Genomic DNA, 230 nt, shown 5'->3' with positions numbered 1-230 from the left:
GGCGGATTCAACCGGTCGATGCAATAGCTTGATGGAATCGTTCAGCTGGTGTCTCGTAATCTAGCGTCTTTCTTGGGCGCTCGTTCAGCCTTCTCGCCACGGCATTGAGTTTGGCTTGCGAATAAACCGACAGATCGATGCCTTTTGGGAAGTACTGTCTCAACAGCCCGTTCGTATTCTCATTGGAGCCGCGTTGCCACGGATGCTTGGGGTCACAGAAATACACGGCA

Annotated in this window: 1 protein-coding gene; it reads right to left on the bottom strand. The window is 52.6% G+C overall.

The features are described 5' to 3' along the window. Nucleotides 1–7: 7 nt before the first annotated feature. The coding region (locus NCS58_RS34130) for an IS30 family transposase (RefSeq protein WP_250539059.1) at nucleotides 8–230 on the bottom strand (223 nt) is incomplete at its 5' end.

Source organism: Caballeronia sp. INML3B, from assembly GCF_023631305.1.
In the GTDB taxonomy this organism is placed as follows: domain Bacteria; phylum Pseudomonadota; class Gammaproteobacteria; order Burkholderiales; family Burkholderiaceae; genus Caballeronia; species Caballeronia turbans.
This window is presented reverse-complemented; position numbering and strand designations above follow the sequence as displayed.